The 22,725-nt window shown below is 63.1% G+C and carries 24 protein-coding genes; 10 read left to right on the top strand and 14 right to left on the bottom strand.

Features of this window, described 5'->3' with window-relative positions:
- The first annotated feature begins 26 nt into the window (after positions 1-26).
- From AC1RM7_RS13650 to AC1RM7_RS13640, 3 genes are all read left to right on the top strand, one after another.
- Positions 27-641: an invasion associated locus B family protein gene (locus AC1RM7_RS13650; RefSeq protein WP_152544189.1), complete on the top strand. Its 615-nt coding sequence runs from the start codon at positions 27-29 to the stop codon at positions 639-641.
- Positions 642-764: 123 nt separating this feature from the next.
- Positions 765-1,979 (top strand): dual-specificity RNA methyltransferase RlmN, encoded by a 1,215-nt coding sequence (gene rlmN / locus AC1RM7_RS13645; RefSeq protein WP_006023430.1) that lies wholly within the window; start codon positions 765-767, stop codon positions 1,977-1,979.
- Between the two features lie 184 nt (positions 1,980-2,163).
- Positions 2,164-2,634, top strand: coding sequence for a hypothetical protein (locus AC1RM7_RS13640; protein WP_006023432.1), 471 nt, complete (start codon positions 2,164-2,166; stop codon positions 2,632-2,634).
- A gap of 94 nt (positions 2,635-2,728) precedes the next feature.
- On the opposite strand, the gene AC1RM7_RS13635 is transcribed toward AC1RM7_RS13640, so the two are convergent.
- A complete protein-coding gene (locus AC1RM7_RS13635) occupies positions 2,729-3,328 on the bottom strand; it encodes a 2-hydroxychromene-2-carboxylate isomerase (RefSeq protein WP_024921128.1) in 600 nt (199 codons plus the stop codon).
- Positions 3,329-3,463: 135 nt separating this feature from the next.
- Here AC1RM7_RS13635 and AC1RM7_RS13630 point away from each other — a divergent pair, with 135 nt between their 5' ends.
- The 3 genes from AC1RM7_RS13630 to AC1RM7_RS13620 all read left to right on the top strand — a co-directional run bounded on the left by AC1RM7_RS13630 (position 3,464) and on the right by AC1RM7_RS13620 (position 7,781).
- Entirely contained in the window at positions 3,464-4,291 is an 828-nt protein-coding gene (locus AC1RM7_RS13630; RefSeq protein ID WP_024921129.1) for a phosphatase PAP2 family protein, read from the top strand.
- 255 nt (positions 4,292-4,546) lie between these two features.
- The gene (gene argG / locus AC1RM7_RS13625; protein WP_024921131.1) at positions 4,547-5,884 is read left to right on the top strand and encodes an argininosuccinate synthase; all 1,338 of its coding nucleotides are present in this window, start codon (positions 4,547-4,549) and stop codon (positions 5,882-5,884) included.
- A gap of 139 nt (positions 5,885-6,023) precedes the next feature.
- Positions 6,024-7,781 (top strand): alkaline phosphatase, encoded by a 1,758-nt coding sequence (locus AC1RM7_RS13620; RefSeq protein WP_024921132.1) that lies wholly within the window; start codon positions 6,024-6,026, stop codon positions 7,779-7,781.
- A 64-nt stretch (positions 7,782-7,845) separates the two neighbouring features.
- Here AC1RM7_RS13620 and AC1RM7_RS13615 read toward each other — a convergent pair whose 3' ends face one another.
- The 3 genes from AC1RM7_RS13615 to AC1RM7_RS13605 form a co-directional block, all read right to left on the bottom strand.
- Positions 7,846-9,804, bottom strand: coding sequence for an OmpA family protein (locus tag AC1RM7_RS13615; RefSeq protein ID WP_081758701.1), 1,959 nt, complete (start codon positions 9,802-9,804; stop codon positions 7,846-7,848).
- A gap of 249 nt (positions 9,805-10,053) precedes the next feature.
- Entirely contained in the window at positions 10,054-10,266 is a 213-nt protein-coding gene (locus AC1RM7_RS13610) for a hypothetical protein (protein WP_024921135.1), read from the bottom strand.
- Complete coding sequence (locus AC1RM7_RS13605; RefSeq protein ID WP_006023440.1) at positions 10,263-10,742, bottom strand: pyridoxamine 5'-phosphate oxidase family protein; 480 nt, start codon at positions 10,740-10,742, stop codon at positions 10,263-10,265. The genes AC1RM7_RS13610 and AC1RM7_RS13605 overlap by 4 nt, the downstream gene beginning before the upstream one ends.
- A gap of 158 nt (positions 10,743-10,900) precedes the next feature.
- Between AC1RM7_RS13605 and AC1RM7_RS13600 the strand changes: the two genes are divergently transcribed.
- The gene (locus AC1RM7_RS13600) at positions 10,901-11,278 is read left to right on the top strand and encodes an MAPEG family protein (RefSeq protein ID WP_024921136.1); all 378 of its coding nucleotides are present in this window, start codon (positions 10,901-10,903) and stop codon (positions 11,276-11,278) included.
- 83 nt (positions 11,279-11,361) lie between these two features.
- On the opposite strand, the gene AC1RM7_RS13595 is transcribed toward AC1RM7_RS13600, so the two are convergent.
- The 4 genes from AC1RM7_RS13595 to AC1RM7_RS13580 form a co-directional block, all read right to left on the bottom strand.
- Positions 11,362-12,177, bottom strand: a complete 816-nt coding sequence (locus AC1RM7_RS13595; protein ID WP_492837603.1) for an FkbM family methyltransferase — start codon at positions 12,175-12,177, stop codon at positions 11,362-11,364.
- Between the two features lie 79 nt (positions 12,178-12,256).
- Positions 12,257-12,589 (bottom strand): c-type cytochrome, encoded by a 333-nt coding sequence (locus AC1RM7_RS13590; protein WP_492838063.1) that lies wholly within the window; start codon positions 12,587-12,589, stop codon positions 12,257-12,259.
- A gap of 71 nt (positions 12,590-12,660) precedes the next feature.
- Positions 12,661-13,917: an adenylate/guanylate cyclase domain-containing protein gene (locus AC1RM7_RS13585; RefSeq protein ID WP_492837604.1), complete on the bottom strand. Its 1,257-nt coding sequence runs from the start codon at positions 13,915-13,917 to the stop codon at positions 12,661-12,663.
- A gap of 55 nt (positions 13,918-13,972) precedes the next feature.
- Positions 13,973-14,473, bottom strand: a complete 501-nt coding sequence (locus AC1RM7_RS13580; protein WP_006023445.1) for a MarR family winged helix-turn-helix transcriptional regulator — start codon at positions 14,471-14,473, stop codon at positions 13,973-13,975.
- A gap of 157 nt (positions 14,474-14,630) precedes the next feature.
- Here AC1RM7_RS13580 and AC1RM7_RS13575 point away from each other — a divergent pair, with 157 nt between their 5' ends.
- A complete protein-coding gene (locus tag AC1RM7_RS13575) occupies positions 14,631-15,050 on the top strand; it encodes an organic hydroperoxide resistance protein (protein ID WP_024921140.1) in 420 nt (139 codons plus the stop codon).
- Between the two features lie 110 nt (positions 15,051-15,160).
- Complete coding sequence (locus tag AC1RM7_RS13570) at positions 15,161-16,204, top strand: alpha/beta fold hydrolase (protein ID WP_492837606.1); 1,044 nt, start codon at positions 15,161-15,163, stop codon at positions 16,202-16,204.
- A gap of 87 nt (positions 16,205-16,291) precedes the next feature.
- Here AC1RM7_RS13570 and AC1RM7_RS13565 read toward each other — a convergent pair whose 3' ends face one another.
- From AC1RM7_RS13565 to sdhC, 6 genes are all read right to left on the bottom strand, one after another.
- Positions 16,292-17,623 (bottom strand): type II toxin-antitoxin system HipA family toxin, encoded by a 1,332-nt coding sequence (locus AC1RM7_RS13565; RefSeq protein WP_024921142.1) that lies wholly within the window; start codon positions 17,621-17,623, stop codon positions 16,292-16,294.
- Positions 17,623-17,874 carry a helix-turn-helix transcriptional regulator gene (locus tag AC1RM7_RS13560; RefSeq protein WP_024921143.1) on the bottom strand — a complete coding sequence of 84 codons (252 nt, stop codon included), beginning with the start codon at positions 17,872-17,874 and terminating at the stop codon, positions 17,623-17,625. The genes AC1RM7_RS13565 and AC1RM7_RS13560 overlap by 1 nt, the downstream gene beginning before the upstream one ends.
- Before the next feature lie 245 nt (positions 17,875-18,119).
- Positions 18,120-18,902, bottom strand: coding sequence for a succinate dehydrogenase iron-sulfur subunit (locus tag AC1RM7_RS13555; RefSeq protein WP_006023450.1), 783 nt, complete (start codon positions 18,900-18,902; stop codon positions 18,120-18,122).
- Between the two features lie 41 nt (positions 18,903-18,943).
- The gene (sdhA, locus tag AC1RM7_RS13550; RefSeq protein WP_006023451.1) at positions 18,944-20,767 is read right to left on the bottom strand and encodes a succinate dehydrogenase flavoprotein subunit; all 1,824 of its coding nucleotides are present in this window, start codon (positions 20,765-20,767) and stop codon (positions 18,944-18,946) included.
- 3 nt (positions 20,768-20,770) lie between these two features.
- Positions 20,771-21,175, bottom strand: a complete 405-nt coding sequence (gene sdhD / locus AC1RM7_RS13545; protein ID WP_492837609.1) for a succinate dehydrogenase, hydrophobic membrane anchor protein — start codon at positions 21,173-21,175, stop codon at positions 20,771-20,773.
- A complete protein-coding gene (gene sdhC, locus AC1RM7_RS13540; protein ID WP_024921145.1) occupies positions 21,172-21,567 on the bottom strand; it encodes a succinate dehydrogenase, cytochrome b556 subunit in 396 nt (131 codons plus the stop codon). Before sdhC ends, sdhD begins: the two co-directional genes overlap by 4 nt.
- A 277-nt stretch (positions 21,568-21,844) precedes the next feature.
- Between sdhC and AC1RM7_RS13535 the strand changes: the two genes are divergently transcribed.
- Positions 21,845-22,705, top strand: coding sequence for a sulfite exporter TauE/SafE family protein (locus tag AC1RM7_RS13535; protein ID WP_492837611.1), 861 nt, complete (start codon positions 21,845-21,847; stop codon positions 22,703-22,705).
- The last annotated feature ends 20 nt before the right edge of the window (positions 22,706-22,725 follow it).

Genomic DNA, 22,725 nt, shown 5'->3' with positions numbered 1-22,725 from the left:
TTTTGGTGATGTCCTTGCAGCGAGCGATGGTAATTCTGGTGGCGGCACTGCCGGTTGTCGGCTTTGCAAACTTTGCATCCGCCCAAACTCCGCAATCCAAAGCCGCCAAGCCCGCGCCGAAAGCGGCTGCCCCTGCGAAAGCTGCACCGAAGAGCGCCGCGCCCGCAAAACCCGCACCCGCCGCCGGAAATGCCGAGCCGTCGCTGATCGGCCAGTTCGGCACCTGGGGCGCCTACACCGCGACACCGAACGGCAAGAAAGTGTGCTTCGCGCTCGCCAAGCCATCGTCGTCGAAAACCAATCCGCCGAACCGTCCGCGCGATGCGTCCTACGCATTCATCTCGACCCGCCCTGCCGAGAAGGTGTCGAACGAAGTGTCGATCATGATCGGCTATACGCTGAAGCCGGGCTCCGAAGGTTCGGTCGAAGTCGGCGGCTCGCGCTTTGCGATGTACTCTCAGGGCGACGGGCTCTGGATCAAGAATGCGGCCGAGGAAGACCGGCTGGTGGACGCCCTGCGCAAGGGCGCGGACGCCGTCGTCAAGGGTGTCTCCGCCAAGGGCACCGAGACCATCGACACGTTCCCGCTCAAGGGGTTGGCCCAGGCGCTGGACAAGCTGGCGCAGGAGTGCCGGCGGTAGCCCGGCATACCGCAAAGACGGTCGCAATTGGCCAGTATTGCCTCTATATAGCGGGTCACGGGACCGCGGGTTCCGGTGCAAGCGGCCCTGTGCCGCGGCCATTTTCCCGAGACACGTATCGATATGACCATGACCGAAGCGCCAAGCATTCAGGAATCAGGCGTCCTCGAAAAAACCGCGCTGGAAACCTACGTGCCGCCGGCGAAGCCCTCGCTGGTGGGGCTGTCGCGCGAGGAACTGGCGCAGCGTCTCGGCGAGATCGGGGTGGCGGAAAAGCAGCGCAAGATGCGCGTGCAGCAGCTCTGGCACTGGATGTATGTGCGCGGCGCGCAAAGCTTCGCCGACATGACCAACGTGTCGAAGGATATGCGCGCGGAGCTTGAGCAGCATTTCACCGTCGACCGGCCTGAAGTCGTCGCCGAACAGATCTCCAACGACGGCACCCGCAAGTGGCTTCTGCGTTTGCCGAGCGGTCACGCGTCCGAGCGTCCGCACGAAGTCGAGTGCGTCTACATTCCCGAAACCGATCGCGGTACGCTTTGCGTCTCCTCGCAGGTCGGCTGCACGCTCAACTGTTCGTTCTGTCACACCGGCACCCAGCGTCTGGTGCGCAATCTCACCGCCGGCGAGATCGTCGGACAGGTCATGGTGGCGCGCGATCGCCTCAATGACTGGATCGACCGTGAGACGCCGAACGGCAACCGCCTCGTCACCAACGTGGTGATGATGGGCATGGGTGAGCCGCTGTACAATTTCGACGCCGTGCGCGATGCGCTGCTGATCGTCTCCGACAACGAAGGCATCGGCATTTCCCGCCGCCGCATCACGCTGTCGACCTCGGGCGTGGTGCCGAACATCGCGCGCACCGGCGACGAGATCGGCGTCATGCTCGCGATTTCGCTGCATGCGGTGCGCGACGAACTGCGCAACGAACTGGTGCCGCTGAACAAGAAGTATCCGATCAAGGAACTGCTGGACGCCTGCCGTGCCTATCCCGGCTCATCGAACTCGCGCCGCATCACGTTCGAGTATGTGATGCTGAAGGGCGTCAACGATTCGCTGGATGACGCCAAGCTGCTGGTGAAATTGCTGAAAGGCATTCCGGCCAAGATCAATCTCATTCCGTTCAATCCGTGGCCGGGCACCAGGTATGAATGCTCGGACTGGGAGCAGATCGAAAAATTCTCCGAGTATGTTTTCAACGCGGGCTATTCGTCGCCGGTGCGCACCCCGCGCGGCCGCGACATCCTCGCCGCCTGCGGACAGCTCAAGTCCGAGACCGAGAAACTGTCCGCACGCGAACGTCAGGCGCTGCGCGCCATGGCAATGACGGATTGATAATCAGGCTGCAACGGCCCCGATGTTCTCCCTCTCCCCGATGGGGAGAGGGTTGGGGTGAGGGGCTCTAAATGTCAGACGTAAGATCCGAACCCCCTCACCCGGCGCTACGCGCCGACCTCTCCCCCAAGGGGAGAGGTGGCAAACAAACCTTGCATCGCTCTCGGCGGGAAGGACGAGATTCATGGCAGTGATCGGGCGGCTGTTCGCGATCTTCTTCGGGTTTCTCGCCGCGTGCTTCGTGGCGGGCGCGGTGGTGATCTACGCGATCTTCTTTCCGGAGATGAGCGACGTATCGCTCGATTTCGATCAGGGCGCGATCAATCTCATTCTCGGATTCGGCTTCATCCTTGTCAGCGGATTCGCGCTGATGCCGGCCCTGATCATGGCGCTGGTCACCGAAGCGTTTTCGATCCGGCACATTCTTGCCTACGCTGTCGCAGGCGGCCTCGCGGGCCTGTGCTGCTATCTCGCCTTCATCCCGTTCGACACCGTGAACATGACCTTCAACGGCATCATCCGCCGGCATCTCGAAGTGATGGTCGGCGCGGGGATTCTCGGCGGCGTGATCTACTGGATGATCGCTGGCCGCAATGCCGGCGCGTGGCGCACGTCGCCGCCGGCTCCGCCACCGTTGCCGCCCCTGCCGCGGTAAGCCGGCTTCGTTCGTCATTGCGAGGAGCGCTTGCGACGAAGCAATCCATTCTCCTTAAAGGTGGATTGCTTCGCTTCGCTCGCAATGACGGGAATTATTTCTTCGCCCAGCGCAGCGCCTGCTCGAGGCGATCGTTGCCCCAGAACAGTTCACCGTCCTGCGTGGTGAATGTCGGCGCACCGAAGACCTCGCGCCTCTGGGCTTCCGCCGTCAGCTCGCGCAGCTCGGTCTTGATCTCGTCGGCCTGCGCGCTGGCGAAGGTCGCATCCACCGGCACTTTCAGTTTTGTCAGGATATCGGCGATCACGGTTGGCTCGGAGATGACGCGGTTCTCGGCGTATTCGGCGTGAAACACCGCGCGGCTGAAATCCTCGCCCCAGGTGTCTTTCAATCCCACCAGTGCGACCCGGCTCGCCAGCACCGCCGATTGCGGAAATACACTCGGCCACTGAAAGCCGACGCCGATCTCGTCCGCGCTGCGCTTCACGTCGCGGATCATGTGCTTGCCGCGCAACGGAAACAGATTGAACGGCGAATCCGTCATGCCTTGAGTCGCGAAAATCGGCCCGAGCAGAAACGGCCGCCACCGCACCTGAACACCTGCGGCATCGGCCAGCGGCGCGATGCGTGTCGCGGACAGGAACGAATAGACCGAGGCGAAATCGAACCAGAAATCCAGAACGGGCTTGGGCATGGTCCTGGGAGGCTCCCGCTTTGAAGGCATGTTTTTGCCGTGCTGTTTTAGAGCTTAACACGGATCGGGAAAGGCCGCCGGAATGCGGCGTGTGGCCACTTTTATTCCCCTGCCGGCTCGGCTAAACCCCCCGCCATGAACCGGACCGGACTCTACATCGCGCTCGCGATCTCGGTGGTTTTCGGATTGCTGTTCGGCCTCTATCCCGAACTCGATCTGAAAGTTGCCGCATTCTTCTACGACGCGACGACCAAAAGCTTTCCGCTGAAATCCAGCACGTGGGCCGCGATCGCCCGCGACGGCGCGATGTGGATTGCGTGGGGTCTGGTGATGCCCGCGCTGGTGTCGCTGGTCGTCAAGCTGATCCGTCCGGTGAAGCCGCTGATGATCTCCGGCCGCGCCATGGTGTTTCTGATCGTGACGATGTTGCTCTCGGCGATCGTGCTGTCGAACATCGTGTTCAAGGGCTACTGGGGCCGTCCGCGTCCGGTGGTGGTGACGGAGTTCAACGGGCCGCTTGAATTCAAGGCGTGGTGGGACCCGCGCGGTGCATGCCCGAAGAACTGTTCGTTCTTCTCCGGTGAGGGCGCGACTGCATTCTGGACCTATGCGCCCGCCGCGCTGACGCCGCCGCAGTGGCGTCCGCTGGCCTATGTCGCGGCCACTGCGTTCGGTGTGTTCACCGGCGGTCTTCGCATGTCCTTTGGCGGCCACTTTCTGACCGACGTGCTGTTCTCCGGCACGGTTTCGTTCATCGTGATCTGGCTGGCTTATGCCTTCATCTACCGCTGGCCGTCGACGCGGCTGACCGACTACGGCATCGACGCGTGGCTGACGCGCTTCGCATGGCCGGGCTATCGCTGGCGGCAGAAGCGCCTCGGCCGCGACGTCGGCGAGACCCCGCGCATCAGGCCGGGTGCGGAGACCGCTGCGGACGGCGGAGCGCCTGTTCTGCGGCCCTAGCGGAGCGTCAGAGGCCGGTCAAGCGTGATGCTCCCTGAGTGTCATTGCCGGGCTTGACCCGGCAATCCATCTTTTTGAATAAGTTCACGTTTTGATGGATCACCGGGTCAAGCCCGGTGATGACGATTGTGTTTGTTGAGGCCCTGTGCCTCATCTTCCCATCGTCCGCCAATCTTTCTATAGAAAGCCGGTCTGGTGAGGCTTGCCAGCCGTGCATCCAAACCGCCCAAATGAAATCTCCCGAAGGGAAGTCCCATGAGTACGATTCTGAAAAACCTTCCCAAGGGGGAAAATGTCGGCATCGCTTTCTCCGGCGGGCTCGATACCAGCGCCGCGCTGCTCTGGATGAAGCAGAAGGGCGCGCGCGTCTTCGCCTACACCGCCAATCTGGGCCAGCCGGACGAGGCCGACTACGACGAGATCCCGCGCAAGGCGATGGAGTTCGGCGCCGAGAAAGCGCGCCTCGTCGATTGCCGCACGCAACTGGTTCACGAAGGCATCGCCGCGATTCAATCGGGTGCGTTCCACGTCTCGACCGGCGGCATCGCGTATTTCAACACCACGCCGCTCGGCCGTGCCGTCACCGGCACGATGCTCGTCTCCGCGATGAAGGAAGACGGCGTCAACATCTGGGGCGACGGCTCGACCTACAAGGGCAACGATATCGAGCGGTTCTACCGCTACGGACTGCTGACCAATCCGGACCTCAAGATCTACAAGCCATGGCTCGACCAGCAGTTCATCGACGAACTGGGCGGGCGGGCGGAAATGTCGGCCTTCATGAAGGCCGCCGGCTTCGCCTACAAGATGAGCGCGGAGAAGGCGTACTCGACCGACAGCAATCTGCTCGGTGCGACGCACGAGGCCAAGGATCTCGAACATCTCGACAGCGGCATCACAATCGTCAATCCGATCATGGGCGTTCCGTTCTGGCGGGACGACTGCGCGGTCCAGGCGGAGAAAGTTTCGGTGCGCTTTGTGGAAGGCCAGCCGGTGGCGTTGAACGGCAAGACGTTCACTGACGCTGTCGCGCTGTTCTATGAGGCCAATGCCATCGGCGGGCGTCATGGTCTCGGCATGAGCGACCAGATCGAGAACCGCATCATCGAGGCGAAGAGCCGCGGCATCTACGAGGCGCCGGGCATGGCGCTGCTCCACATCGCCTATGAGCGTCTCGTCACCGGCATCCACAACGAAGACACCATCGAGCAATACCGGATCAGCGGCATGCGGCTTGGCCGGTTGCTGTATCAGGGGCGGTGGTTCGATTCGCAGGCCCTGATGCTGCGCGAAACCGCGCAGCGCTGGGTGGCGCGCGCGATCACCGGCGAGGTGACGCTCGAACTGCGCCGCGGCAACGACTACTCGATCCTGAACACCGAAAGTCCGAACCTCACCTATGCGCCGGAACGGCTCAGCATGGAGAAGGTCGAGGATGCGGCGTTCACGCCGGGCGACCGCATCGGCCAGTTGACCATGCGCAACCTCGATATTTCCGACACGCGCCGCAAGCTCGATCTCTACACCAGGACCGGCCTGCTCTCGGCCGGCGAGGGCTCGAATATTCCGAAGCTCGACAGCGACAAGAGCTGAGACGCAGCTCATCTGCATGAATTTTGCGAGGGCGGGCCGTTCGGTCCGCCTTTTCATTTTGCCGCACCCTGTAGTCAAGCCGTCATCTTGCGCTCATAATTTCCGCGCTCGCGCGCCCGACCCTCACGTGGACATCGTTATGAGACATCTGATTATCGCGGCTGTCGCCGCAGTGGCCTGCAACACCGGCGCAATCGCGCAAACGATCTATCCGATCAACCGCGCGGACATCCTGTCGGGTGCGCGGTTCGATCTGAAGGTGGAGTTCGCCGCGAAAGTGGATCAGGACAAGGTGCGCGTCACCATCAACGGTCAGGATGCGGCGGCGGCGCTCAAGGCTTCGCCCAATTTTATCGAGCGCGAAGACAACAAGGACCAGTCGGCGCTGGTGCTGCGCGGCGCAACGCTGGATACGCCTGGCGCGTACACCGTGGTTGCGAGCGATGGCGTCAATTCCCGCACCGTGACCTGGAATGTGTTCGGCACCGGCGCGCGCAAGGCGAAGAACGTGATCCTCTTTATCGGCGACGGCCTGTCGCCGGCGCATCGCGTGGCTGCACGGTTGCTGGCGAAGGGCATCTCGCAGGGCAAGAGCCTCGGCAAGCTCGCCATGGACGACATGCCGCAGATGGCGCTGGTGGCGACGGCAGGCTCGGACTCGATCATCACAGACTCGGCCAATGCGGCCAGCGCATTCGCCACCGGTCACAAGGCGGTGGTCAATGCCATGGGTGTCTATGCCGACCGGACAGCTAGTCCGTTCGACGATCCGCGTGTGGAAACCATCACCAGCCTCGCGCGGCGCAAGCTCGATCTGGCCATCGGCATCGTCACCAACACCGAAGTCGAGGATGCGACCCCCGCTGCGATGGTCGCGCACACGCGCCGCCGCAACACCTATAACGACATTGTCGAACAGTTCTTTGCGGCAGGTCCTGACGTGCTGATGGGCGGCGGGCTTGCGAATTTCCTGCCGAAGGGCGCTCCGGGTTCGAAGCGCGCGGACGAGACCGACTATGTCGCAAGATTCAAGGAGGCCGGCTACGCCTATGCGGCGACCGCCACCGAACTCGCCGCGGCGGCGAACAACGCCGATACGCGCAAGCTGCTCGGCCTGTTTGCGCTGGGCAACATGGACGGCGTGCTGGATCGCAAATTCCTCAAGGGCGGCGGCGTTGCGAAATCGCCGGACCAGCCCGACCTGACGCAGCAGATGCAGGCCGCGCTCGATATCCTGTCGAAGAACGGCAACGGCTTCTTCCTGATGGTGGAGTCCGGGCTGATCGACAAGTATGCCCACGCGCTCGATTTCGATCGCGCGGTCTACGACACGATCATGCTCGACAATGCGGTGCGGCTTGCACGCGAGTGGTCGGCGAAGCGCGGCGACGACACGCTGATCCTCGTGGTTGCCGACCACAATCATCCCAATGCGCTGGTCGGCACCATCAACGACGACATGTCCACGCTGCCGAACGCGCCGCTGCGCGAGCGGGTCGGCGTCTACGACAAGGCGGGCTTCCCGAACTATCCCGCGCCGGATGCGGAGGGTTATCCGGCGCGGATCGATGTCAGCCGGCGTCTGGCGATCTTCTCCGCCAGCCTGCCCGATCACTACGAGACGTTGCGCCCGAAGCTCGATCATCCCAACGAGCCGACCGTGAAGGGCGACGAGGCCAATACGTTCAAGGCCAACGACAAGCACAAGGAGTTGCCCGGCGCGATGCTGCGCCTCGGCAATCTTCCGGCGATGATGGGCGCCAGCGTTCACTCCGGCGAGGACGTCATTCTCACAGCGACGGGTCCGGGCAGCGAGCGTGTGCGCGGCTCGATGGACAACACCGAGGTCTTTCGCGTGATTGCCGATGCGCTGGGGCTTGGGCAACCGAAACAGTAAACATGCACCACAAACAAAAACGGCCGGGATTTCTCCCGGCCGTTTTCATTTTCAGATCCCTGTCTCAGCGGCCGCCCGGTCCGACGCCCGGAGGAGGCGCCGGCAGCGAGGCCTGACCGCCATTGAGCAGCGGCGTGATGTTGCGGATGGTGACGCGGCGGTTGCGCCGCTCCGGTCCGTCCGTCGGCACCTTCAGGTACTGCTCGCCGTAGCCCTGCGACGTGAGGTTTTCCGCAGGCACGTTGAACTGCTGGGTCAGCAGTGTGGCCGCCGATTCAGCGCGGCGATCCGACAGCGACAGGTTGTCAACATCGCTTCCGACCGCGTCGGTATGTCCTTCGATCAGGAACACCGTCTGCGGATTGCGCTGGATCGCGCGGTTGATGCCGTCGGCGATGGCCTGCAGCTTCGCAGCCTGATCCGGCGGAATTTCCCACGACCCCGTCTCGAAGTTGATGCTGTCGACATCGATGCTCGGCATGCGCTGACGCACCGACGGGCTGTAGCGGATTTCATCGAGCGAGTACGGCCGTTCGATGCGCTCCACGGGAGGCGCTATCAGCGTGTCGTAGATCAGCTCGGGCGGCGCATCTTCCGCCTCGACGATGTAGCGGTTCTCCGGAATGCGAAGGACCGGCGGCGGCAGTGAGACGAAGTAGCCGCCGATGGCGCCGGCAACCACACCGGCGGCGAGGCCGGCGCCGAAGCCGGGTCCGCGCCGGTTGTCGATGATGATCACCTCGCGGCCGCGTTCGTCGCGGCGGATGCGCCTGAGCAACCTGCCGTCGCGGTCGTTGACCGTGATGATCTGCGTGCCGTCGGGCCGCACCACGACGGTGCGGGTATCGTTGCCGTCACGTGTCACGCGCACATCGCGCGCGCCGTAGCGGAAACGATCGACGTCGTTGTGACGGACGAAGGACTGTCCGTTCGGATCCTGAACGATGACGCGTCCCGGCTCGCGGATGATGGTGCGTCCGCCTTCCGTGGTCTGCTGACGCTGGCTGCGGAAGTCATCGATACGTCCGACCGGACGCGTGCCCGGCTGCTGGACCGGAATCGGCGTGGCCTGAACCGCGGGGGCCGGCGGCAGCGGTGCGGCAACGGGGGCCGTCGCCGGTGCTGTAGGCGTGCCGGGGGGAAGACCCGGAGGCGGGCCCTGACGCTGGCCGCGGCGATCACCGAAGCCCGGTTGTCCCGGCGCTGGCGGTGTCGCGCCGGGCGCTGCTCCCGGCGCCGCAGGAGGCGTTGCACCCGGAGTTGTCGGAGGCGTCGCTCCTGGAGCCGGAGGAGTCGTTGCACCCGGCGGGGTCGCAGGCGTTGGCGCAGCGCCATTTGGTGCAGGCGGACGCGCGCCGTCAGGACGCGGTGGTGTCACATCACGCACGCCAGGCGCGACCGGAGGCGCACCCGGTGGACGCTGTTGCGCGGGCGCGGCCGATGGCGCACCGGCCGGCGGTGTTGCTCCGCCCGAAGGTGCGGCGCCTGGAGCTGGCGGCGGAGGTGTTGCCGGGCGTGCAGCGGGAGGAGCTGCCGGTGCAGGTGGTGGTGTCGGAGCGGCCTTCGGAGCTGCTGCTGGTGGAGCAGGTGGCGGTGGCGGAGGTGCCTTGGGCGCAGCAGCCGGTGGCTGCGGAGGCGCAGCCTTGGGTGCAGCCGGAGGAGGAGGCGGCGGTGGAGCTGCTTTCGGAGGTGCGGGTGGTGGAGGCGGAGCTGCCTTCGGTGGAGCGGGCGGCGGCGGAGGCGCAGCGCGCGGCGGTGCCGGCGGCGGAGGAGGAGCGGCTCGTGGCGGAGCGGGTGGCGGAGGCGGTGCAGCCCTCGGCGGGGCAGGCGGCGGTGCCGGTGCAGCTTTTGGAGGCGCGGGCGGAGCTGCCTTCGGCGGAGCCTTCGGTGCGTTCGGATCGGCCGGCGCGGGTGCGGCTTGTGCGATGACGATCGACGACGTCTCGGCATGAGCCGGGATGTGCGAAAGCTGAATCGCAGCGATCGCTGTTGTCGTCATCAGAATAAGTCGAATGTTCTTCATGAGGCCTCTGGGGTGTGAAGAAAGTGAAGCAGCGATGAAGCTGCCGCCCGTCGCAACGAAGTGAGTAACGAACAGTGATGAGTGATTAGGCGGTAATGTGGCGAAGCCAGAACGCTTGGAACTATTTCACATCGCACGGCGAATCGGCTCGCCGAGAATGAATGGACGTTAAGATACGCTTCGAATCTATCGCTGCAAAATGCGGATCTGCCAAGCACAGTTGCGCTGCACCACAAGCTGTGCCGCAGATCATCGCTGCGGCGTTTTCACCGGCGCCTCGTCCGGCGCGTCGGGAGGAAGCTCGCGCGGCGCATCCGGCTCGACCGGATCATGCATCGGCGGCGGGACTTCGGGGCGCGGATTGCCGGGCGGACTTTCCACCGGCGGCTCGGTGGGCATCCCCGGCGTCGCGGGCGGAATCTCCTGCGGCTCGCCGGGGATCTGAGAAAATCGTTTTGTCACATTGCGACCTTGCGGTTTTCGCCGATGTCGGGACGGCTGCCTGTCGCGGCGGCGACCGCCATCTTGATCGAACTGATCACCTTGCCGGGCGTATCCCAGTATTCGGCCTCCGTCGGGACGACTTTCAGCACGCAGACATTCGGATCGTCAGGGGAATCCCACCACGCTTTCGCCCACGCGCTCCATAACTCCTTGATCTTGGCGCGATCGCTGGAGACCGAAGCTTCACCTGAAATGGATACATACTTGTGGTCGCTGGCGTCGGCGAAGGCGAGGCACACGGTCGGGAATTTCCTGATGTCCTCGTCCTTGTGGTGACGTTTGTCCGCCAGAAAATAGAACGCGTTCTCGTCGCGCGCGATATGCGCGCTCATCGGACGCGCATGCGGGTTTCTGCCGTCCCATGTCGCCAGCATGGCAACCGAAATTTTCTCCGCAAGATCCCATACGCGGGCCGTGTCGTCTGTCGCTGCCATTCCTGAAACTCCCTGACTCGCAAGCTGTTCAGCGGAGGCAACGAACGGAGCAAAGCTATGTTCCGTTGCGGACAATGCGACGACAGCGGGTTCCCGCGTATTGACAGCGAGCGGTGAAGCCACGGAGATAGAGGGAACAGATATTCGGGGGACTTTCGATGCCGCTCGCCTATTGGTGCATTCTGATCGCCGCGCTGATGCCGTATGCGCTGGGCAAATACGCCAGGTTCGGGGTCGAGAGCGACAACCGCTATCCGCGCGAGGACTACGACAATCTGCCGCCGAAGAAGCGGCGGGCCTATGCCGCGCATCAGAATGCGCTCGAAACGTTTCCGTTCTTCGCGGTCTCGGTGGTGATTGCGCTGACCATGGGCGCGCCGGTCTATACCGTGAATGTGCTCGCGGTGCTCTATATCGTGCTGCGGATCGCACACGCGCTGCTGTACATCTTCAACAAGCCCACCGCGCGCTCGATGGTATTCGCCGTCGCGATGGCGGTCAGTGTCGCGATCTTCGTGTTGCCCGCGTTCAAATAGGAAGCGAAGCCATCCGTGCTTTGAAACAGCAGTAACGGGATTGCTTCGCCGCAAGCGCTCCTCGCAATGAGGTGTGATTGTGGCTATTGCTTCCGCACCAGCAGCGTATTGCTGCGCGTCTTGCCGGCGATGCCATAGCCGAGGCCGGTCATGTCCTTGATGCAGTCGTGCAGCCAGTCCTTGTGCTCGAGATGTTCGATGGCGACCGCGCGCGGCCAGAGCGACTCGGGCGCCTCGCGGAAGAACGGCGTCAGCACACGGTCTTCATAGCCTTCCACGTCGATCTTGAGCGCGTCGACATGCGTGACACCGGCGTCACGCAGGATCGTCAGCAGCCGATGCGCCGGCACGGTGATGCCGCCGGTGGTGGAGATGTGACTGGCACCGAGATTGTCGCCATCGGTCTCGATCATCAGCTCGCCTTCGGTGTCACCCGCAGCGGCCTTGACCAGCGTGAGGTTTGTCAGCTTCGAGGCGGCGGCATTGAAGGCAAGACGAGCGTTTGACACCGGATGCGGCTCGATGGCGATGACGCGGCCGCGCTCGCCGACATGCTTTGCCAGCGCCACCGCGTAGGTGCCGACATTGGCGCCGACATCGACGAAGGTGCCGCCCGGTGGCGCGTGCTCGCGCAGAAAATCCAGCTCCGGCAGATTGTAGTCCGGGTTGAACAGCGCGCCGCGTTCGGTGCCGCTCGCCAGATGATGCAGCCGGAACGATGCGCCCTGATAGGTCGCATCGATTGGGCCTGAGCCGCACAGATGCACGAGGCGCGACAGCCAGGGCCGGAATGCGCCGCGCTTGAGGCCGGAGCCGTGTGCGGCGGCGATCACCGCGCGCTGCAGGGCATTGGGGGCGTAAGCGCCGAAGGGCTTCTGGTCGTCGGGCGAGCTGTTCATGGGCCTGTCATCGCGCACCTGCTCCGCCGTTTCAAGGCCGGCGCGGGGCGATGATCGGGGCCATCCGGGCATCCGGCCGCTATTCCAGGCTTTTCAGGAACGACATCAGATCGTTGATCTGATCGGGCTCGAGGGTAAACATCGGCATGGTGGGATGGCCGGTATCGATGCCTTCGGCGAGCGCCTCGGCCAGCGTGTCGAGCGGATACTTAGTGTGCAGTGTCCGGAACGGCGGCGCGATGGCCAGCGGACTGGGCGAATGGCGGTCGATCGAATGACAGCGTGCGCAATTGGTTTGCGCGTAGGTCCGCCCGCGCAGTTCGGCGGCCGAGATCGCCTTTGCCGGGTTCATGGCCGAACTCGCCATGGCAAGAGTGAACAGGGCAAAGCCCAAAATCAGGGAGACATGCATGCACCCATGGTGCCGCATCTCGGCGAGAATGCGTTGACCTGCATCAACCGAGAAGCGCCGGATCAAAAATTCTATCCGCGATCCTGCAGATACCGCTCGAACCGGCTGGCCGCCTGTCCATCGGCCCTGATTCCGGGGTCGATGGTGTACAATTCCTGAGCCCGTCCGATGCCGCGCAGCGCATAGCGCCCGGTCGAGACGAAGTGTCCATTGCCGGGCGCGTCGAGGCCGTCAAAAAAAGCCGAGGACACCAGCAGTTCCCGTTCGACGGAGCGGCACATCGAGGCGATGCGGCTGACCTCGTTGACTGCGGGACCGACCACGGTGAAGTCGAGCCGCTCTTCGCTGCCGATGTTGCCGTAGAACACCTCGCCGACATGCAGGCCGACATAGGCCGAGGTCACCGGCCTGTTTTCAGACGCGCGCCGCTTGTTGAGGACCTGAATGTTCTTTCTGAACTGGTTCTCCGCACGCAATGCCGCGCGCCGCGCCGCGCCCATGTCGTCCTCATTGAAGATCGCCAGCACGCCGTCGCCGATCAGTTTGAGAACGTCGCCGCCCTCGTCATGGATCGCGCCGATTGCAGCGTCGGCATAGTCGTTGAGAAACGGAATGAACTCGGCGGGGTCCATCCCTTCGCCGATGCGGGTCGAGCCTCGCAGGTCCGAAAACCACAGCACCGCGTTGATGCGGTCGGCGACGCCGCGGGAAATGCGTCCGCTCAGCACACGCTCGGCGGCATCGCGGCCGAGATAGACATGTCCGATGGTGCGGGCGATGCGGGCATGCGCGGCCGACTTCACCGCCAGCCCGAGCAGCGGCACGAGATCGCGCATCGCGCCAAGCGCGTCCTCATCGAACCCGTTCTCGCGGCGCATGCACCAGAGCGAATAGACGCAGTCCATTTCGCCGATGATTCCGGCATCGCCGAACCGGTGAATGAACGTCGCGAAGTGCTTGTGGCCGTCGCCAACAAGCTTCGTCGTCATCCTGAAATGCTCGTCATTGTCGTCGATGCAGAGCTCGTTCTGGCCGTTCTGAAGCATGGTGTAGAACGGCGAGCGCCGCCAGTTCTCGGCAGCTTCGCCTTCGCTGGTCGACTGGTATTCGAACAGATCGCTCTCGTTCGATTCGACGTCGCTCCAGCGAAAGCCCCGGCCTTCAAAAACCGGATGGAGAGTGTCGATGAACACGATGCCGCGCGACAGCTCCAGCCCTGCGGCCCTGCTGCGCTCACAGAAGCCGCGGACAAGGTCTGTTTCAGCAACGCCGGCGAGACCCGCGCCGGTCAGCCATTTCATGATTTCGAGCCGTGACGATACGTCCATACGGATTCATCGCGCGGGATTGGCGTTGTTTCAAGGCAATATCCGGCGAAAGGCGCTACTTTGCCGCGCCCTTGGTGCTCTTGATCAGATTGCTGCGCAGCGCGACCACGGCCTTTTGCAGTTTTGCGAAATCGTCGGGGGCCAGCGCCGATTCCTTCACCAGATTCATCGGCAGGGCTTTCTCCCGCAGACGGCGGCCGGCATCGGTCAGGCTAATCAGGACCTGGCGCTCGTCCCTGGGATCGCGCTGGCGGCGGACATAACCCATCGCTTCGAGATTCTTCAGGATCGGCGTCAGCGTGTTGGATTCCAGAAACAGCTTCTCGCCGAGACTGCTGACGGTCTGGTTGTCGTCTTCCCACAAGGCGACGACTGCAATGTATTGCGTATAGGTCAGGCCAAGCTCGTCGAGGATCGGCTTGTAGGCCCGCCCGTAGGCGAGGTTGGCCGAATAGATCGCAAAGCACAGGAAATCCTGCAGCCTCGGGTCCGGCTTTGGATCGGCTTTCGGGGCTGCGGCTCTGGAAGCCGCCTGTTTGGCTTTTGCGACGGTCATGGCCGGTCTCCTGGACACGGGAACGTGATCCTTCGGACCCATATATATCGGATGCGATTAAATCGGAAGGGTTGACTTCGAGGCCGGGTGGGATATTTACACCGCATCCGATTAGATCGGATACGATCTATCAACACCTCAACCGAAGGACCTAGCCATGACGACCCAGATCGACCAGGTGCTCTACACCGGCAAGACCCACACCACCGGCGGCCGCGACGGCGCTGCCCGTTCGGCCGACGGCCAGCTTGACCTCAAGCTGTCGCCTCCCGGCTCCAACCGCCCCGGCACCAATCCCGAGCAGCTTTTCGCGGCGGGCTGGTCGGCCTGTTTCATCGGCGCGATGAACCGCGCGGCCGGCGGCCTCAAGGTCAAGCTGCCTGCCGATCTCGCTGTCGATGCCGAGGTCGATCTCGGCAAGACGGGAGAAGAGTTTTTCCTGCAGGCGCGGCTCAATGTCAGCCTGCCGGGTCTCGATCGGGAGGTCGCCCGCGCGGTGGTGGATGGCGCTCATCAGATTTGCCCATACTCCAAGCTCACGCGCGGCAACATCAACGTCGAACTGAATCTGGTCTGAACCGGACCGTCACATCATCGGAGCGGCCCGCCCGCGCGACCGGCGGGCCACTCCGGCGAAAAGCCATCATTGACCGCTTCACTCAGACAGCGATGTAACAGGAGACTTCCATGTCCGGCCTCGTCAACGCGAACCGACGCAATTTCCTTCAGGCCGCAGGCACCGGCGCAGCCGCACTCGCCGCATCAAGGCTTGGATTGATCCAGTCCGCCCACGCACAAGCCGTAGCGGCGTCCACCTCGTCCGCTTCTTCGGCGCCGATGGGACCGATCAGGCAGATCAACACCGGGACATTGAACACCGGCTACTTCGAAGCCGGTCCCGCCACCGGCCCTGTCGTGATGCTTCTTCACGGCTGGCCCTACGACATTCACAGCTTCGCGGAGGTCGCACCGCTGCTGGCGGCGAAGGGCTACCGCGTCATCGTTCCGCATCTGCGCGGCTACGGCACCACCACGTTTCTCTCCGCCGACACGCCGCGCAACGGCCAGCAGGCGGTGCTGGCGATGGACATCATTGAGTTGATGAATGCGCTCAGGATCGAGAAAGCCGTTGTCGCCGGCTATGACTGGGGCGCACGCACCGCCAACATCCTCGCGGCGCTCTGGCCGGAGCGGGTCAAGGCGATGGTGTCTGTCAGCGGCTACCTGATCGGCTCTCGCGAGGTGAACAAGAAGCCGCTGCCGCCGAAGGCTGAACTGCTGTGGTGGTACCAGTTCTACTTCACTACGGAACGCGGCCGCCTCGGCTATCAGCAATACACGCATGACTTCGCCAAATTGATCTGGCAACTCGCCTCGCCGAAATGGAATTTTAGCGACGAGACCTTCGCGCGCAGCGCCAGGTCGCTGGACAATCCCGATCATGTCGCGATCTCGATCCATAACTATCGCTGGCGGCTCGGCCTTGCGGAGGGCGAAGCGAAGTACGACGATCTGGAAAAGCGGCTGGAGCAGGGGCCGGTGATCGCCGTGCCGACCATCACCATCGAAGGCGACGCCAACGGCGCGCCGCATCCCGAACCCGCAGCCTATGCGAAGAAATTCACCGGCAAGTATCAGCACCGGCTGCTGACCGGCGGCGTCGGCCACAATCCGCCGCAGGAAGCGCCGAAGGACTTTGCGCAAGCGGTGATCGATGTTGATGGGTTTTGATCGGCGTTATCGCATGTGAAAGGAGAGCTGCCTGACCGGCTGTCCGGACAGGCCGCTTTTCCTCAGCAATGATGCGGCGGCTTCTGCTCAATCCAGTTTCGCCAATGAACCTTTCAGCGTTTCGAGACGCTGGATGACGGCGGCCTTTACCGACTGATGAATCGCGCCCGGAAAACCTTTAGGCAATTCGTTTTCCACCCGATCCAGTGCCTCGGCGGCGCCGGCGATCATGGTCTCAACGCAGTTGCGCATCACGGATTTCGGCAGGTCTGCGGCTTCTCCCGTCTGCACGAAATGACGTCCGGCGATCTCGTCGATCCGGTAGTGGCGCTTGTTGCCGACGGACATCGCAAGCTTCATCTGCTTGCGCTGAATCTGACCGGAATAGAGGCTGGGCTGCGCCGTCAGGATATCGTAGAGCGGCGTCAGGCGGTAACGCCCGCCCGGGCCGAGAAAGATGCTGAAGTTCTTGGCGTGCCCGTCGGTGGCGCCGATCAGCCAGAACAGGATCTGCGCCTTGAAAAGTGTGGCGCGATCGGCGGCGGAATCGTCGCTGCCCTTGAGCAGATCGAGCAGGGCGGTAAGGTCCGGGCCTCCATCGCTCTGGTATTTTCGGGTCGGAGGAACAGACAGCGCCTGACAGCAATCTTCCTGCGGCAAGCGGAGCAGCCGTCCATCGCTCGTCCAACGCCGGTCGAAGCGTTCGATCACGAGAGCCTTTTTTCCGCCGAATGTTTCGATCGTCGCTTTGTTAACATCGAGGCCGAACGCGGCTGCCAGCCTGAGGCAGTAGAATTCGTTCTCGACACTGTTGGAGAGATCGATGCCGTTGGGTAACTCGCCTATCTGCGGCTTCAGGATGTGGGTGGTGGGTGTGGTGCCGTGCGGCTTGAGCCATTTTCCTTCGTGATAGAGCAGCGCGGTCTTTTCCTGCGCGCCGGCAACGGAAATCCGGAAGTCGTCGTCGCGGGAAAGGCCGAGTGGTGCCTGAACGAGCCCCTTCAGCAGCTTCTCGATGGCACTATCATCTACGTGTTCGCCGGTGAGGTTGGCGCCGGGCTTTGCGGAATCCAGTTCGTCGTCGCTCGCGACGAACTGCAGCGCGCCGACGCAATCATGGCCGATGGCGGCGAGCAGGCTGTAGGCATCCATTCCGGCCGCGCCGACTTTTTCGGCGACGCGTTTGCGGATGGCATCTGAATCCGGCAGCAGGTTGTCGAACACGGCGGCGACTCTCGCGCCGCGAAAGCTGTCCTCGCGCAATTGCATGGAGAGTGAGATCGGCAGCGCATGCTCCCAGTTCAGCCAGCTTTGGCTGTACTGGAACCTGATTGCACCGCTCGCGTCCTTGCGAAGATCACCGACGAGGCGATTGTTGAGCAGGACGCGCAACGGCTGATGACCGGGACGCCGAGGCATCAGAAAATATCCTCAATGTCCAACTCGCTGTCCTTGCCGCGCGGGGAAACCCGGAATTCGAGATCAAGCGCGGCCAGAATGGACAGCAGGGTTTCCAGCTTGGCCGCGGGATGGCCCATCTCGATCAGCGAAATGGTCTCCTGACGGAGGTCGGCGAGGTCGCCGAGCTGCGACTGGTTCAACCCGCGCTTTCTGCGGGCGCGGCGAATCAGATTGCCAAGCTGACTAGGGGTGCGCGCGACATCGGTCATGATCATCCTCCGCCCAGCATTATGCGCCAAATCCGATAATTCATTAATATGCGAATTAGCACATAAGTATGATTTATGCGTTAATTAGCATAAAATGGAATTATGTGATGTGGCGCATAAACAAGAGAGAAATCCGCGCGGCGCATCCTGACTGGTACTGAATTCCGTGGATTGGTTTCCCAAAAAGCAAGACGCCCGCTTCGGAAAGCGGGCGTTTGTACTTCAGCGCAGAAAGGCTCCAGGCTTCAAACCTGCCGCTCGACCATCTTCGCCTTGAGATCGGCGATGGCTTCCGACGGATTGAGGCCCTTCGGGCACGCCTTGGCGCAGTTCATGATGGTGTGGCAGCGATAGAGCCGGAACGGATCTTCCAGATTGTCGAGGCGTTCGCCGGTGGCCTCGTCGCGCGAATCCTTCACCCAGCGATCGGCGGCGAGCAGCGCGGCCGGGCCGAGGAAGCGGTCGGAATTCCACCAGTAGCTCGGGCACGAGGTCGAGCAGCAGGCGCACAGAATGCACTCGTAGAGACCGTCGAGCTTGGCGCGGTCTTCCGGCGACTGCCGCCATTCCTTCTGCGGGGTCGCGGTCGTGGTGTGCAGCCACGGCTCGATCGAGGCGTACTGCGCATAGAAGTTGGTCAGATCCGGCACGAGATCCTTCACCACCGGCTGATGCGGCAGCGGATTGACCTTGATCGGACCGGCCTCGACCTCGTCCATGGCGCGGGTGCAGGCCAGCGTGTTCTGGCCGTCGATATTCATGGCGCAGGAGCCGCAGACGCCTTCGCGGCAGGAGCGGCGGAAGGTCAGCGTCGGGTCGACGTTGTTCTTGATCCAGATCAGCGCGTCGAGAATCATCGGCCCGCAGTCGTGGGTGTTCACGTAGTAGGTGTCGATGCCCGGGTTTTTGCCGTCATCCGGATTCCAGCGATACACCTTGAACTCGCGCAGCTCGGTTGCGCCGGCCGGCTTCGGCCATTCCTTGCCGCCCGAGATCGTCGAATTCTTCGGCAGTGTGAACTGAACCATGGTCTCGAACCTTCGTTTGTTCGCTTGATTCTATACGGCGGTCAGTAAACGCGCGCTTTCGGCGGAATGTACTGAACGTCGTTGGTCATCGTGTAATCGTGCACCGGGCGGTAATCGAGGGTCGTCTTGCCCTTGTCGCTGCTCCACGACAGCGTGTGCTTCATCCATTCCTTGTCGTCGCGGTTCGGGAAGTCCTCGCGCGCATGGGCGCCGCGGCTCTCGGTGCGGTTCGCAGCCGAGTCCATCGTCACCAGGGCCTGGGAGATCAGGTTGTCGTATTCGAGGGTCTCGATCAGGTCCGAATTCCACACCAGCGAACGGTCGGTGACGGCGATGTCGTCGGTGCCACCGTAAACCTTGTGGATCAGCTCCTGGCCTTCCTTCAGCACGTCGCCGGTGCGGAACACCGCGCAGTTGTTCTGCATCACGCGCTGCATGCTGTCGCGCAGCTTCGCGGTCGGCGTGCCGCCCGAAGCGTTGCGGAAATGATCGAGGCGGCTGAGCGCGAGATCGGCGGAATTCGCCGGCAGTTCAGGCTGCCGTGCGTTCGGCGTCAGCTTCTCGGCGCAGCGCAGAGCAGCAGCGCGGCCGAACACCACGAGGTCGATCAGCGAGTTGGAGCCGAGACGGTTGGCGCCATGCACCGACACGCAGGCCGCTTCCCCCACTGCCATCAGGCCCGGCACGATCGCATTGTCGTCGCCGCCCTTCTTGGTCACGACTTCGGCGTGGAAGTTGGTCGGGATGCCGCCCATGTTGTAGTGCACGGTCGGCAGCACCGGAATCGGTTCGCGCGTCACGTCGACGCCGGCGAAAATCTTCGCCGATTCCGAGATGCCCGGCAGCCGTTCGTGCAGGATCGCCGGATCGAGATGATCCAGATGCAGGAACAGGTGGTCCTTGCCCTTGCCGACGCCGCGGCCTTCGCGGATCTCGATGGTCATCGCGCGCGAGACGACGTCGCGCGAGGCGAGATCCTTTGCCGACGGTGCATAGCGCTCCATGAAGCGCTCGCCTTCCGAGTTCGACAGGTAGCCGCCTTCGCCGCGCGCGCCTTCGGTGATCAGGCAGCCCGCCGGGAAGATGCCGGTCGGATGGAATTGCACGAACTCCATGTCCTGCAAGGGCAGGCCGGCGCGCAGCACCATGCCGCCGCCGTCGCCGGTGCAGGTGTGCGCGGAAGTGCAGGAGAGATAGGCGCGGCCATAGCCGCCGGTGGCGAGAATGGTGGTCTGGCCGCGGAAGCGATGCAGCGTGCCGTCGTCCATCTTCAGCGCGATGACGCCGCGGCAGACGCCCTGATCGTCCATGATCAGGTCGATGGCGAAGTATTCGATGAAGAACTCGGCCTGATGGCGAACCGCCTGACCGTACATGGTGTGCAGCATCGCGTGACCGGTGCGGTCGGATGCGGCGCAGGTGCGTTGCGCCTGGCCCTTGCCGTAATCCAGCGTCATGCCGCCGAACGGGCGCTGATAGATCTTGCCGTCTTCGGTGCGCGAGAACGGCACGCCCCAGTGTTCGAGTTCGTAGACGGCGTCGGGCGCGTTGCGCACCATGTATTCGATGGAGTCCTGGTCGCCCAGCCAGTCCGACCCCTTCACGGTGTCGTACATGTGCCAGCGCCAGTCGTCGGGATGCATGTTGCCGAGCGAAGCGGAGATGCCGCCCTGCGCCGCGACCGTGTGCGAGCGCGTCGGGAAAACCTTGGTGATGCAGGCGGTGCGCAGGCCCGCTTCCGAGCAGCCGACCACCGCGCGCAGACCCGCGCCGCCGGCGCCGACGACGATCACGTCATAGGTATGATCTTCGATCGGATAGGCTTGACCGTTCGCGCCGGGCGCGCTCTTGCCGTTCGCGGCCATGCGTCAGACTCCAGAGGACAGTTTGAAAATAGCGTAGATCGAGGCGAGGCCGACAGCGATGCAGAAGAAGGTGTTGGCGATGATCGCGACCAGCTTGATCTTTTCGTCGGTGACATAGTCTTCCAGCACCACCTGCATGCCGATCTTCATGTGCCAGACGCTGGCGATGATGAAGAGGATCATGATGATCGCGATCAGCGGCGAGCCGAGAATCTGCGCGGCGCCGGCCTGGTTGCGGCCGAGCAGCGACATGATGACCACGATCACAGGGATGATCAGCAGCACCAGTCCGATCGCGCTGACGCGCTGACGGAAGAAGTCGGAGGTTCCGCCCTTGGCGGAGCCGAGACCGCGGACGCGCTTGAGCGCGGTGCGGATCGATGAATTCGAGGGACCGTGTGCGCTCATCGTCCGCCTCCCACGACGTAGGCGATGATCCAGATCAGCACCGTCGCGGCGATGCCGGCGATCAGGGCCGCCCAGGTCAGGGATTCACGCTCGGTCGGCGAGAAGCCGTAGCCGAGATCCCAGACAAGATGACGAATGCCGCTGAACAGGTGGTGCATCAGCGCCCATGTGTATCCGAACACGATGACGCGCCCGATCCAGCTCGAGGTGAAGCCCTGGATATTGGCGTAGGCGCCGGGGCCGGAAGCGGTGGCGATCAGCCACCACGCCATCAGCAGCGTTCCGACATAAAGGCCGATGCCGGTGATGCGGTGAACGATGGACATCGCCATCGTCAGCGTCCAGCGGTAAGTCAGGAAGGGTGAAAGCGGACGGTCGATCCTGGGTGCCATGCGCGACTTTAACGGTTTGCGGCACAAGGAAGTGCCGTCTTTTTATGCGGGGACCGGGTTCTTAGAGGGCTTCTATTTACGGAGAAGGTGGAACGAGCGCAACGCAGAATCGATCAAGCTATGAATCGCAAAACATTGTTTGATATGAGCTTTAGCCCTTCTGGTATACCTGTTTTTCGTATACCAGAGAGATCGGCCGTCATATCTGAAGCATGATTCACCTTCTGTCATGCAGCGGATAGAAGAGCCCTCACATCCCGTCATGAGAGATCGCTGCATGATCGCCGGCCTCAATACCTCCCAACTGCTTGAACTTGTTCTGTTGCTGGTGGTGACCGGTGCGCTTGCCGGGTTCCTCGCCGGAATTTTCGGCATCGGCGGCGGCGCGGTGCTGGTTCCGGTTCTGTACGAATGCTTCCGGATCGCGGGCGTGCCGCTGGATGCACGGATGCCGCTTTGCATCGGCACGTCACTCGCCATCATCATCCCGACGTCGATCCGCTCATGGCAGGCCCACCACAAGCGGGGCAGCGTCGACATGGACATCCTTGTGAAATGGGCGGTGCCGGTCCTGCTCGGCGTCATGCTGGGCAGCGTCATCGCGCGTTATGCGCCGGAGAAGCTGTTCAAGTATGTGTTCGTCGGCGTCGCCTGGTCCGCGGCGGCGCGGCTGCTGCTCGGCAAGGAGAACTGGCGGCTGGGTGAGGAAATGCCGAAGGGCATTTTCATGCGCGCCTACGGATTCTTCATCGGCCTGCTCTCGACGCTGATGGGAATCGGCGGCGGATTGTTTTCGAACCTGCTGATGACGTTCTACGGCCGCCCGATCCATCAGGCGATCGGCACGTCGGCGGGCCTTGCGGTGCTGATCTCGATTCCCGGCGCGATCGGCTACATCTATGCGGGATGGCCCGCCGCAGCGCGCTTTCCCGAAGTGGCGGCGCTGCAACTGCCGTTTGCGATCGGATACATCTCGCTGATCGGCGCATTGCTGGTGATGCCGACAAGCCTTCTGGTCGCGCCGCTCGGCGTGCGCGTGGCGCATTTCATGACCAAGCGAAAACTCGAAGTCGCGTTCGGGATCTATCTGCTGGTGGTCAGTTCGCGCTTCGTGGTCAGCCTCGCGACGGGCTACTGACGGATCGCCGCCAGATCGAT

The organism is Afipia sp. GW822-FHT03D08, from assembly GCF_058801645.1.
Note: the sequence above shows the minus strand (reverse complement) of the source record. Positions and strands in the feature narration are given on the sequence as shown.

Excerpts from the sequence above, each read along its gene's own strand:
- AC1RM7_RS13640 (WP_006023432.1), top strand. The coding sequence starts at position 2,164 with ATGGCAGTGATCGGGCGGCTGTTCGCGATCTTCTTCGGGTTTCTCGCC.
- AC1RM7_RS13630 (WP_024921129.1), top strand. The coding sequence starts at position 3,464 with ATGAACCGGACCGGACTCTACATCGCGCTCGCGATCTCGGTGGTTTTC.
- AC1RM7_RS13570 (WP_492837606.1), top strand. The coding sequence starts at position 15,161 with ATGTCCGGCCTCGTCAACGCGAACCGACGCAATTTCCTTCAGGCCGCA.
- AC1RM7_RS13575 (WP_024921140.1), top strand. The coding sequence starts at position 14,631 with ATGACGACCCAGATCGACCAGGTGCTCTACACCGGCAAGACCCACACC.
- AC1RM7_RS13650 (WP_152544189.1), top strand. The coding sequence starts at position 27 with ATGGTAATTCTGGTGGCGGCACTGCCGGTTGTCGGCTTTGCAAACTTT.
- sdhD (WP_492837609.1), bottom strand. The coding sequence starts at position 21,175 with ATGAGCGCACACGGTCCCTCGAATTCATCGATCCGCACCGCGCTCAAG.
- rlmN (WP_006023430.1), top strand. The coding sequence starts at position 765 with ATGACCATGACCGAAGCGCCAAGCATTCAGGAATCAGGCGTCCTCGAA.
- AC1RM7_RS13560 (WP_024921143.1), bottom strand. The coding sequence starts at position 17,874 with ATGACCGATGTCGCGCGCACCCCTAGTCAGCTTGGCAATCTGATTCGC.
- sdhC (WP_024921145.1), bottom strand. The coding sequence starts at position 21,567 with ATGGCACCCAGGATCGACCGTCCGCTTTCACCCTTCCTGACTTACCGC.
- AC1RM7_RS13590 (WP_492838063.1), bottom strand. The coding sequence starts at position 12,589 with ATGCATGTCTCCCTGATTTTGGGCTTTGCCCTGTTCACTCTTGCCATG.
- AC1RM7_RS13580 (WP_006023445.1), bottom strand. The coding sequence starts at position 14,473 with ATGACCGTCGCAAAAGCCAAACAGGCGGCTTCCAGAGCCGCAGCCCCG.
- AC1RM7_RS13635 (WP_024921128.1), bottom strand. The coding sequence starts at position 3,328 with ATGCCCAAGCCCGTTCTGGATTTCTGGTTCGATTTCGCCTCGGTCTAT.
- AC1RM7_RS13605 (WP_006023440.1), bottom strand. The coding sequence starts at position 10,742 with ATGGCAGCGACAGACGACACGGCCCGCGTATGGGATCTTGCGGAGAAA.
- AC1RM7_RS13555 (WP_006023450.1), bottom strand. The coding sequence starts at position 18,902 with ATGGTTCAGTTCACACTGCCGAAGAATTCGACGATCTCGGGCGGCAAG.
- AC1RM7_RS13595 (WP_492837603.1), bottom strand. The coding sequence starts at position 12,177 with ATGAACAGCTCGCCCGACGACCAGAAGCCCTTCGGCGCTTACGCCCCC.
- AC1RM7_RS13585 (WP_492837604.1), bottom strand. The coding sequence starts at position 13,917 with ATGGACGTATCGTCACGGCTCGAAATCATGAAATGGCTGACCGGCGCG.
- AC1RM7_RS13615 (WP_081758701.1), bottom strand. The coding sequence starts at position 9,804 with ATGAAGAACATTCGACTTATTCTGATGACGACAACAGCGATCGCTGCG.
- sdhA (WP_006023451.1), bottom strand. The coding sequence starts at position 20,767 with ATGGCCGCGAACGGCAAGAGCGCGCCCGGCGCGAACGGTCAAGCCTAT.
- AC1RM7_RS13535 (WP_492837611.1), top strand. The coding sequence starts at position 21,845 with ATGATCGCCGGCCTCAATACCTCCCAACTGCTTGAACTTGTTCTGTTG.
- argG (WP_024921131.1), top strand. The coding sequence starts at position 4,547 with ATGAGTACGATTCTGAAAAACCTTCCCAAGGGGGAAAATGTCGGCATC.
- AC1RM7_RS13600 (WP_024921136.1), top strand. The coding sequence starts at position 10,901 with ATGCCGCTCGCCTATTGGTGCATTCTGATCGCCGCGCTGATGCCGTAT.
- AC1RM7_RS13565 (WP_024921142.1), bottom strand. The coding sequence starts at position 17,623 with ATGCCTCGGCGTCCCGGTCATCAGCCGTTGCGCGTCCTGCTCAACAAT.
- AC1RM7_RS13620 (WP_024921132.1), top strand. The coding sequence starts at position 6,024 with ATGAGACATCTGATTATCGCGGCTGTCGCCGCAGTGGCCTGCAACACC.